Annotated in this window: 11 protein-coding genes and 1 pseudogene (1 of these 12 running past the window's edge); 2 read left to right on the forward strand and 10 right to left on the reverse strand. The window is 60.3% G+C overall.

All coding sequences use genetic code 11. The features are described from left to right. The 3 genes and pseudogenes from A3H92_07060 to A3H92_07070 form a co-directional block, all read right to left on the reverse strand. A pseudogene (locus A3H92_07060) lies at nucleotides 1-408 on the reverse strand (phosphomannomutase) (it extends 991 nt beyond the left edge of the window). 1 nt (nucleotide 409) lies between these two features. Continuing rightward, on the reverse strand, nucleotides 410-1729 hold the full coding sequence (locus tag A3H92_07065) for a UDP-glucose 6-dehydrogenase (protein ID OHC75038.1): 1320 nt from the start codon (nucleotides 1727-1729) through the stop codon (nucleotides 410-412). Nucleotides 1730-1748: 19 nt separating this feature from the next. After that, nucleotides 1749-2621: a UTP--glucose-1-phosphate uridylyltransferase gene (locus tag A3H92_07070; GenBank protein OHC75039.1), complete on the reverse strand. Its 873-nt coding sequence runs from the start codon at nucleotides 2619-2621 to the stop codon at nucleotides 1749-1751. 128 nt (nucleotides 2622-2749) lie between these two features. Between A3H92_07070 and A3H92_07075 the strand changes: the two genes are divergently transcribed. Next, nucleotides 2750-3034, forward strand: a complete 285-nt coding sequence (locus A3H92_07075) for a hypothetical protein (GenBank protein OHC75040.1) — start codon at nucleotides 2750-2752, stop codon at nucleotides 3032-3034. Between the two features lie 22 nt (nucleotides 3035-3056). Beyond that, a complete protein-coding gene (locus A3H92_07080) occupies nucleotides 3057-3362 on the forward strand; it encodes a hypothetical protein (GenBank protein OHC75041.1) in 306 nt (101 codons plus the stop codon). A 264-nt stretch (nucleotides 3363-3626) separates the two neighbouring features. On the opposite strand, the gene A3H92_07085 is transcribed toward A3H92_07080, so the two are convergent. The 7 genes from A3H92_07085 to A3H92_07115 all read right to left on the reverse strand — a co-directional run bounded on the left by A3H92_07085 (nucleotide 3627) and on the right by A3H92_07115 (nucleotide 9385). After that, nucleotides 3627-4334, reverse strand: a complete 708-nt coding sequence (locus tag A3H92_07085; GenBank protein OHC75042.1) for a hypothetical protein — start codon at nucleotides 4332-4334, stop codon at nucleotides 3627-3629. A 52-nt stretch (nucleotides 4335-4386) separates the two neighbouring features. After that, nucleotides 4387-4674, reverse strand: a complete 288-nt coding sequence (locus A3H92_07090; protein OHC75043.1) for a hypothetical protein — start codon at nucleotides 4672-4674, stop codon at nucleotides 4387-4389. After that, nucleotides 4661-5044 carry a hypothetical protein gene (locus A3H92_07095; GenBank protein ID OHC75044.1) on the reverse strand — a complete coding sequence of 128 codons (384 nt, stop codon included), beginning with the start codon at nucleotides 5042-5044 and terminating at the stop codon, nucleotides 4661-4663. Before A3H92_07095 ends, A3H92_07090 begins: the two co-directional genes overlap by 14 nt. A 74-nt stretch (nucleotides 5045-5118) precedes the next feature. Then, the gene (locus tag A3H92_07100; GenBank protein OHC75045.1) at nucleotides 5119-5832 is read right to left on the reverse strand and encodes a hypothetical protein; all 714 of its coding nucleotides are present in this window, start codon (nucleotides 5830-5832) and stop codon (nucleotides 5119-5121) included. Beyond that, nucleotides 5829-6596: an ATPase gene (locus tag A3H92_07105; protein OHC75046.1), complete on the reverse strand. Its 768-nt coding sequence runs from the start codon at nucleotides 6594-6596 to the stop codon at nucleotides 5829-5831. The genes A3H92_07100 and A3H92_07105 overlap by 4 nt, the downstream gene beginning before the upstream one ends. A gap of 9 nt (nucleotides 6597-6605) precedes the next feature. Then, entirely contained in the window at nucleotides 6606-8363 is a 1758-nt protein-coding gene (locus tag A3H92_07110) for an asparagine synthase (glutamine-hydrolyzing) (GenBank protein OHC75047.1), read from the reverse strand. Further along, a complete protein-coding gene (locus A3H92_07115; GenBank protein ID OHC75048.1) occupies nucleotides 8363-9385 on the reverse strand; it encodes a glycosyl transferase in 1023 nt (340 codons plus the stop codon). Before A3H92_07115 ends, A3H92_07110 begins: the two co-directional genes overlap by 1 nt. Nucleotides 9386-9580: the final 195 nt, after the last annotated feature.

A 9580-nucleotide genomic window follows, 5' to 3' on the forward strand; every position in this document is an offset into this window, starting at 1 on the left:
CGCCGTGCGGCCCAAAGCCTGGATGTCCTTGCCGAAGAAGGACTTGCCTTGCAGCACCATCTTGATGCCGTTGTAATGGGGAGGGTTATGGGAACCGGTGATCATCACCCCGGCGCCCGCCTCAAGAACATGGGTAGCGTAATACAGCATTGGCGTCGGGCCGAGGCCGACGCGAAACACCTTAAGGCCCGAAGCGGTCAACCCTTCAACCAGCGCCGCCTCAAGAGCGGGAGAACTGAGCCTGCCGTCGTAGCCGACGGCTACCGTCGCGGCGCCGGAGCGGACGGCGATAGAGCCGAAGGCCCGGCCCACGGCGCGGGCGTCATCAGGGTTCAAGGTCTCGCCGACAATGCCGCGAATGTCATATTCACGCAGGATCGTCGAATCCAGGGTGCGGGCTTCCGACATGTCATTTCTCCGTCTGTTGAGGGCGTCCGATACAGGTGTAGCGGAAACCGGCCTTGGCCATTTCTTCCGGGTTATAGATGTTGCGCAGGTCCACCATCACCGGGCTGTTCAACAACTCCTTCACCCGCTCCAGATCAAGGGAGCGGAACTCATTCCACTCGGTAAGGATGGCCAGCACATCGGCGTTTTTCATGGCATCGTAAGCGTCCGAACACCAGCGGATTCCCGTCATCATTTCCTTGGCCTCCTTCATGCCCTGGGGATCATAGGCCTGCACCACGGCGCCGGCCTTAACCAGAGCCGGCACGATATCCAGGCTGGGGGAGTCCCGCATGTCGTTGGTGTTGGGCTTGAAAGTAAGCCCCAATATGGCGACCGTCTTGCCCTTGAGCGAACCGCCGCAAGCGGCGGCGATCCGGCCCGCCATCGCCTTCTTGCGCTTGTCATTGATGCTGATTACCGCCTCGACGATGAGCAGCGGGCTTCCCGCCTGCCGAGCGGTGCGCGCCAGAGCCAGGGTATCCTTGGGGAAACACGACCCGCCATAGCCGGGACCGGCGTGCAGGAACTTGCGCCCGATGCGTCCGTCCATGCCGATGCCCTTGGCCACGTCATGAACGTCGGCGCCGAGAGTCTCGCACAGGTCGGCAATCTCGTTGATGAAGGATATCTTGGCGGCGAGAAAGGTATTGGCGGCGTACTTGATCAGTTCCGCCGTCCGCCTGGAAGTGAAGACGATGGGCGTCTCGATCAGATAGAGGGGCTTGTAGAGACGACGCATCACCTCGCGGGCGCGCTCGCCGGCGGCGCCGATAACCACCCGGTCGGGGTGCATGAAGTCCTCAATGGCCGACCCCTCGCGCAGGAATTCAGGGTTCGAGACCACATCGAAGTCGGCGTCGGGACGCGCTTCTTTGATGATGCTCTCGACTTCGTCGCCGGCGCCGACGGGAACCGTCGATTTATTGACTACTACCGTGTAACGGTTAATCGCCCCGGCAATCTCTTTGGCGGCGGCGTAAACATAGGACAGATCGGCGTGGCCGTCATCTTCGCGGCCGGGCGTGCCGACGGCGATGAATACGACGTCCGCCCCGTCAACGGCCTGTTTCAGATCGGTGGTGAACAACAACCTCCCGGCGACGACGTTGCTTTCCACCAGCCGCTTCAACCCCGGCTCAAAGATAGGCATCTCGCCGCGATTCAGGCCGGCGATTTTGTTCTCGTCCTTGTCAACACAGGTAACCTTGACGCCGAACTCGGAAAAGCAGGCGCCGGTAACCAAACCGACATATCCGGCGCCGATCATCGCAATACGCATGGATTCGTCCTCGTTTTAATCAGGAATGATATTTTTTCAGCATGGCGCGAATTTGCGGCGCAAGGTCTTTTTGCTGCATGGCGAAGGCGATATTGGCCTCGACAAAGCCGAGTCGATGGCCGCAATCAAAACGCTTGCCGGCAAATTCAAGCCCGTGGAAAGGAATGTCGCCGATGGTCTTGGCCATGGCGTCGGTAAGCTGAATCTCGCCGCCGGCCCCTTTCTCCATCTTTCCCAGATGATGAAACACCTCCGGCTGAAGGATATAACGACCGATGATGGAAAGGTTCGACGGCGCGTCTTCCGGGGCGGGTTTTTCCACCAGCCCCTTGGCGCGGACAAGATGGTCGTCCCGTTTCTCGATATCAAGGATGCCGTAACGGTTGGTCATATTCAGCGGAACCTCCTCAACGGCGACGACGTTGCCGCCGGTTTGCCGGTAAACGTCCATCATCTGCTTGAGACAACCGGGTTCGGCGAGAATCAGATCATCCGCCAGCAGAACGGCGAACGGCTCATCGCCGATGATATCGCGGGCGCACCACACTGCATGACCCAGACCGAGCGGCCTCTGCTGGCGGGTGAAACTGACCGCTCCCGGCTTGGGCAGCCAATCTCTGACCAGCTTCAGGGCTTCCGTCCTGCCCCGCTCCTCAAGCACCGTTTCCAGCTCGAAACTATGGTCGAAGTGATCGGCCATCATGGTCTTGCCGCGCCCGGTGATGAAGACGAACTTCTCGATGCCGGCGGCCATCGCCTCCTCCACCGCGTATTGGATCAGCGGTTTGTCGACAATGGTCAACATCTCTTTGGGCATGACCTTGGTGGCGGGCAGGAAGCGCGTACCCAACCCGGCCACCGGAAACACCGCCTTGCGTACCTGAACAACCATAGGAACTTACCGAAACATTATCGAACGGCGAAAATCGCCGCCTTTGTGCCACAGCGGCGTGAAGCCTGCAAGCGGGCTGGCCCTAATATACCATTGACTTACATCAGTCATTGGCTTAGTGTGGCGTCATGTTCGAGTGGGACGCGACGAAGAGCGAGACCAACCTCAAGAGGCGCGGCTTCAATTTTGCCTATGCTGTCGGCATTTTTGATGACTCTGTCTTGGAAATGGATGATGAGAGGGTCGATTACGGCGAGCGACGGGTTCAGGCCATCGGCAGAGTCGGCTCCGATATTTTGTTCGTCGTCTACACATGGCGCGGCGACGTTCGCCGGATCATCTCGGCGCGTCTCGCCAAACGAAGGGAGATTGACATCTATGGCAAGATATTCGGTGGAACAGGCGCGCCATAAGGCGCGAATTCATCGTAAGACAGTGACGACAACCGTCGAGGTGGACATCGCCCGGCACGCCGTCGAAGACGGCACCGAGAACGCTGCCGCCGATTTCAAAAAGGCTCTTGCGCATGGACGGCTGCGCGTGGTCAATCCGCTCGACGTAACAGCGATCCGCGCCAAGACCGGCCTGTCGCAGGACCGCTTTGCCCGCGCCTTCCAGATCAGCCCTCACACGCTGCGCAACTGGGAACAGGGGCGCCGCGTCCCTGAAGGCCCGGCCCGTGCTTTGTTGCTGGCCATTGACCGCGACCCAGAGGCGCTGATGCGGGCGCTGGCGGCATAAAGGCGGACAAACATATAAAGAAACCCATCCGGAAAGGGAGTAGATCAAGATGGCTGACAAAATGGATGCCCTTGATGTCTTTTACAAACTCCTCAAGGATGGAACCACAGTCGAGGCATCATAGTAGCATGACCTTGGTGGCGGGCAGGAAGCGCGTACCCAACCCGGCCACCGGAAACACCGCCTTGCGCACCTGAACAACCATAGGAACTTACCGAAACATTATCGAACGGCGAAAATCGCCGCCTTTGTGCCACAATAGGCTTACCCCAGCAACACGTCCTTGGCCCGGTTGATCTTGGCGGCAAGGTAGGTAGAGCCGCCATGATCGGGGTGGATACCGGTAATCAGCCGACGGTGGGCATCCTTGATCTCGCCGGGAGAAGCGCCTTCCTCAAGGCCGAGGATGCGCAAGGCCTCGTCGCGGCTCATCGCCTCATCGGCGAAGGTAGAACCGGCGTGTTGACGCCAATCCCCGGCGCTGCGGTCCAGATAGGCCTCCAGCACCTGAACGGAAGGCTTGTCGCATTCGCCCCGCAAACGCAGCAATTCCTCCATCGTCATCGACCCCAGCGACCTGCCGGAAAAAGAGCCGGCGATCACTTCGCCGCTGATGACGCCGCTGTCGTGGTTCAGCGACATGCGCAGGAACCGGGTTTCCACATCCGAGGTCCGGCCCGAATCGCCTCCTCCTCCTCCGGCGTTCATTGATTGAGCCATACGCGCAAAGTTCCGGGCCATGCGCGTCGCCGAACGAAAGCGCAGGAACCAGGGGATCAGCGCCGGCAGGGCAGCGAAAGCCCATCCCAGACGCCCGGTTAAAGTAAAGAACGCCACCACGGCGCTGATCACGATGATAAGAAACCATTTAAGGATTTTCATCAAATCCCTGGGATCGGCGTCAACGAACCGGCGTCCGGCCAGCAGCAACCCGGCCATCAACGCCACCCCAAGAGCCAGATATGGAAACATTCAGCTTCCCTTTATCTGCCGTGCGCTTTGTGCACATTCAGGCGGTAATGGGTCAAGACGCCGGATGGCCTTTAAGCCAGTCCTTCAGAGCGGCGTCAATGCGGGTTTGCCAGCCCGCCCCGCCGGCGCGAAATTTATCCACCACTTCCCGCGAAAGGCGAATGGTGATGCGCTCCTTGGTTTCCTGAGCGACCGGCCGGCCGCGCCGCACGAACGGTCTGACCGCCTCCCACTCCTCATCGGTGAAAGGCTTTGCGTCAGGGTCAGACAAGGCGGCCGCAGTGATGGCGGCATCCTCTTCCTTGGTGGGATAAATTGTCCCCGGTTTAAGTTTCGGCATATAGATCAACCTCTCTGAAGTCGAAGGTGATTACCATGTAATTATTGTATGCACAACGCCGCCCTAGTGGAGTGACTCCTGCAAATGTTTCCTTCGCTTCGCACAATTTAACCCCTCCTGACCTCCCCTTCGTAAGGGAGGAATTTTTCCTCTCCTTACCAAGGAGGGGCAAGGGGAGGTTAACTCCCTGATCTTCCGGCCTAAGCCGGACTTCACCGAGATGCGCTCGGTCGTTAATGACCAATCCACGATCGGAGGACCCGCCGACGCCCCCATCTAACACGATGGTCCGGGCACCATACAATCCACGTCTTCTCGTTGCGCCAAAACCTGAAAACAAGACGTGGATGGCCGTGACAAGCACAGCCATGACGATGAAATCATGATCAACCTCCTTCGTGCGATTACCCTGAACGCCACCCCAAGGGCCGGATGGGGCAACATTCAGCTTCCCTTCATCTGATGGGACAGCTTGAGCAATGCTCCCCCTCTTTTTTCGGCTATGGCCTCCAGCGCCGGACGGCCTCCGGCGGCGTAGACGGCGACGGCGCTCAACAGGTCGCGGAGCATATGGGCGCTGCCGGCGTCGAATCCGCAGCAAGCGCCGCCGGAAAGGCGGGCGATCTGCCTGAAACCGAAAGCGGCGACCGGATCGCTTCCTTCGTGAAACATAAAGGCGGGAACGCCGAGCAGACCAAGTTCCCCGGCCAAGGCCCCCAGTCTGTCAACGTCTTCCTCCAGGCAGTCCCCGATATAGACCAGGGCGTTGATTTTCTTCCGTCCGCTCTCGTTGACGGCGTGTTGCAGGACTTTGGCGATCCGGGTCTCTCCGGCGAGGCAATCTACGGAAGTCATCAGCCGCATAAACTCCTTGGGATTGTCCAGCCACGGACTGACCTTGAACTCGCCGAAGCCGCGAAAAAAAGCCAGTTGCATTTCCAGCCCGCCGAGGGCGGCGGCCTCAAGATACATCTCGCCCTGTATCTTTGCGCTGATGTCCCAGGTCGGCCGGCGGCTGGCGGTGGCGTCCATGGCGAACAACAGCCGCCCCCGCCCGCCATGGGCCTTGTTGACGGGAGTGTCGGCCACCTTGGCGAGGAAGGCGTCAACGTCGGCATTGCCCGGCCTGTCGGTCGGAAGTTTTCCGCCCCCGGTCATCGCCGGGTCCTCGGTTTAATAGCCTCGACCAGACTACGCACCTCCTGACGCGCCGCGATGTGAGAGATGTTTAAGTCTTCCTCCCCCGCCGCCTCGCGCAGGTCCATCATGGTGAGGCCTTTCAGGAACAATTCACGGTATATCACCCGCTCGCCGAAACCGGAAAACACCCTGAAGCCCAGACGACCGGACAGGCCGTGCAGAATCCGCTCCATATTGCGCTTGTTGAGAGCGTCAAGGCTGCTCAACCGGTTGCGCATGACGATCCAGTCAATGGAGCCGCCGTCGCGCTTGGCGCGTCCTTTTTTCTGTTCCCAAACCATTTCAGCATAATGGCTGGGACCGATGACCTTCATCGTTTCGCCGTCAACACGGGCGATGACATCAAGGTCAACGAAGCTGTCATTGATCGGCGTGATCAGGGTGTCGGCGCAGGAATGTCCGAAGCGGGACAAGGTGGTGTCGGCCCCAAGGCTGTCGATAACGACAAAGTCGTGAGACTCAACCTTTTGCCTAAGCTCCTCTTCATCGTTGCCGCCGCCAAAAGCGGCATGATCGGATATCGGCAGTTTGATCCCGCGCCCGGCGGCATAGGCGCGGCGATTCTCTATATAGCGGGTCAGGGTTTTCTGACGGATATCCAGGTCAATGCTTGCAACCGAACGACCGAGTCGCATCAAGGCGACGATCAGGTGCATGGCGATGGTTGACTTGCCGCTGCCCCCCTTTTCGTTGCCGATGACGATGACGTGACCGTGAGCCATGAAAAATATCTACCCCCCCAGACTCTCGAACACATCGCCGCCGGGAGATATCCCTTTAATATGGATGTTGTGCCACAGGGCGAAAAAGAGAAGCGTCCACGCGGCTTTTCCCTGTTTGGCGCCGGAGGCCGTGAACAGACGCTCAACGGCGCCGGGCCGGCATATTTCCTCAATGCACGGCTGTTCGGCGACCAAGGCTCCCAGGTCCTTGCCCCTGGCCGAAATCCATTCGCCGACGGGAACGGTGAAGCCTCGTTTTTCGGCAAACGGACGGGCTTCGGGCAATTTGCCTTCCAGCCATTTCCTCAACAGCCATTTTCCGGTTTTACCCTTGATCTTGAGGTTGTCGGGCAGGCGGAAGGCGACCTCGGCAACGCCGGCGTCAAGAAACGGAACCCGCCCCTCGACGCCATGAGCCATCAGGCAACGATCGAGCTTGGCCAGCAGATCGTTAGGCAGCCAGTCGGCGCAGTCCACCGCCTGACAAACCTGAAGGCGGGAGCGTCCGGGAAGGGCCTCGGCGGCCTCAGCGGCGGCGACGCCGAGGCGCCAGTCGCCGTCATCCCGGCGCAGTACGTCCATTCCGGCAAAAGCGCCTTTGGCATACATCGGCCTGCCGCCCAGCAGCCTGGAGCGCAGCGCCCGACGGTAGCGACCATAGCCGCCGAACAATTCGTCGCCGCCCTCGCCGGTGAGGATCACCTTGAGGCCGCGCTCACGGGCGACGGCGGCCAGCTTGTAGGTGGGCAGAACCGCGTAGTCGGCAACCGGGTCGTCAACAGCCGAGGCTATGCCGGGCAACAGCTTCCATAAATCATCCTCGGCAACCTCCACCGCCTCGAAATCAGCGCCCGCCGCCCCGGCGACGGCCTTTGCGTGATCGCGCTCGTCATGGACGCCGGCGCCGGGAAAACCGGCGGTGAAGGCCTGCACCGGAGCGTCGTTAAGGTCGCGCATCAGGGCCAGCAGCGCCGAAGAATCGACGCCGCCCGACAGGAACATGCCGTAGGGAACGTCCGAACGCTGGTGCATGGCGACGCTGTCGGCAAGGGCCATATCCAGACGGTGGACGGCTTCTTCCTCGCCCCAGGGCTGCGGTCCCCCGGCAGGCAGGGCGGGACGGCGGCGACGCTCGACAATGCGGCCTTTTTCGACGACCAGCGTCTCTCCGGGCAGAACGCGATGAATGCCGTCAAAGGCGGTCTTTGCGCCGCAGGTAAACTGTAATTGCAGCAACTCATCCACGGCGGCGCGGCATAAGTCCGGAACGACCAAACCCGCCTTGGTCAGAGCCTGCGGCTCGGAGGCGAAGACGAACCCAAGGTCGGTCTCGGCGTAATAGAGAGGCTTGATGCCGAAGGGATCGCGGGCCAGCACCAGACGGTCCCGGCGGGCGTCGTGGATGGCGATGGCGTACATGCCGCGCAGATGGTCGGTGAAATCCACGCCGCAACGCAGGTAAAGAAGCAGCGCCGGTTCACAGTCCGAGCGGGTAGTCAGAACGCATCCGTCCAGACCGTCGCGCAGTTCCAGGTAATTATATATCTCGCCGTTGGCGATGAGGGCGGCGTCTTCGGCGTAAATCGGCTGACCGCCGGTTTCAAGGTCGATGATGGACAGTCTGGCGTGAATCATCGAAATTCCGGCGCCGTCATGCCGTCCGCGACCATCAGGCCCCCGGTGGGCCAAGGCGTCCTCCAGTCGCTCCATGATCCGGCCGGCGGGCGAGGAGGAGTCTGTAGTGAAAACACCGGCAATGCCGCACATCAGGCGGTAATCCTTTTAAAGAAATCCATATATTTTTCGATCACGGCGGACTCGGTGAAGTTTTTTTCGTAAGCGGCGCGTCCGGCGCGGGCGATGTGATCGGACAAGCCTTCGTCGGCCAGCACATGCTTGATGGCGCGGGCCATTGTCGGCGCATCGTCAACCGGCGTCAGAATGCCGTTTTCCATGTGTTTGATCAAAGTGCCCGGCCCCAGACTGTCGGTGGCGATCACCGGCACGCCCTGCGCCCAGGCCTCGACCACCACGTTTCCCAGCGGCTCATGGCGCGACGGGCAAATGAACAGGTCGCACGCGGCAAACAAAGCCGCCGTATCTTCCCGCCAACCCAGAAAACGCACCCTGGACTTGACCGCCAGTTTCTCCGCCATGGCTTCAAGGTCTTTCTTCAAGGGTCCGTCGCCGGCCAGCCACAGATAAGCGTTCGGCACCCTGGCCAGCGCCTGAAGCAGGATATCAAAAGCCTTGTTCTCGTGCATTCTCCCCATTGCCAGCAGCAGCGGCGCCCTGTCGGGAGTAAAGAACTTGCTGCGGGGATGGGGGGCGGAGCGTTCCTCGCTGACGAAGTTGGGCAGATAGTGCGCCCTGCCCTCCGGCCATCCGTTGCTGACCAGATATTCGACGATGTCTTCGGTATTGCCGATCAGGTGATCGCAACTTCGATAGTATTTGAGGTCGTAGTATCCGCCGAGGCGCCCGGCATGAACGAAATCTCCCTTGGGACACTTGCTCGTCGCCCGGTTCATCCATGTCAAAACGATATCCGGCTTGAAAGCCTTGATCTCGCGCTTGAGGGCCAGAGGCGTGCGCCAGTCCAACATGCCGCCGAAGGGAAGCTGCAACGGCATTACGCCCGCCGCTTCGAGCAGGGCGGCGCGGTTCTTGTCGGCGCGGATAACCACGCGCTGATCAAGGCCGGCGCGGCGCAGAGCGATTGCCAGGCGGGTGAAGAACGCCTCGGCGCCCCCGTACTCGGCGCCGGCCATGGCTTGAAGGACTTTCATTGGATTTCCCGGTTCTGACTTACGCACCATAGCATTGCTGTTCGGCAATTAGGCGAAGAGATTCGAACCGGTTCAAACAATCCAAGTCAAGTTAATTAACACCGACCCGGCGGGGGGAAGAAAGCCGCCGGGCCGGCTCTTAAAGCGTAGACGTTAACGGACCATATTGTGGCGGCCGGTCGCCCGATCAACTTC

Source organism: Rhodospirillales bacterium RIFCSPLOWO2_02_FULL_58_16 (assembly GCA_001830425.1).
GTDB lineage: Bacteria > Pseudomonadota > Alphaproteobacteria > Rhodospirillales > 2-02-FULL-58-16 > 2-02-FULL-58-16.